This window comes from Gilliamella sp. Choc6-1, assembly GCF_001690385.1.
In the GTDB taxonomy this organism is placed as follows: domain Bacteria; phylum Pseudomonadota; class Gammaproteobacteria; order Enterobacterales; family Orbaceae; genus Gilliamella; species Gilliamella apicola_A.
On sequence record NZ_LZHI01000048.1, the window covers coordinates 1 to 486 of the forward strand.

The window sequence follows — 486 nt, forward strand, 5'->3', positions numbered from 1 at the left end:
AGCTGCACGGGGATTATACTTAACCACCCAAACCGAGCCGAAAGCGCAAGGCAAACAGCTCGACATGCAAGCCGCCATTACCCAGCTTGAAAATGCGCTATCCATTGCCAAAGCCCTACAAAATGCGGCTACTCAGTCTGAAGCCCACGGTGCAGACACTGACAGCCAAGAACAACTTAACAAAACATTAAGCCAACTGACCCAAAGCGGCATACTTGCCTATGCCCAAGAAGGCATTGCCTTAACCAGTCCACAAAACATTCAACTCTCCACCGGCAACAGCGTTACTTTAACCAGTGAAAACCAAACTGACATTGCCGCCTTAAAAAACCTTACCCTCTCATCGGGCGAAGCGATGGGCTTATTTGCCCACAAATCAGGCATGAAACTGTTTGCCAACCAAGGCGATATTGTGGTGCAAGCCCAAAACGCCAACCTCAACATGGCCGCCAAGCAGGATATAAAAATTGACAGTGTCGATGGTGA

General features: G+C 49.0%; 1 protein-coding gene. It reads left to right on the forward strand.

Annotation, left to right across the window (positions count from 1 at the left end; all coding sequences use genetic code 11):
• The coding region (locus A9G36_RS07085; protein ID WP_141670631.1) for a DUF2345 domain-containing protein at positions 1-486 on the forward strand (486 nt) is incomplete at both ends.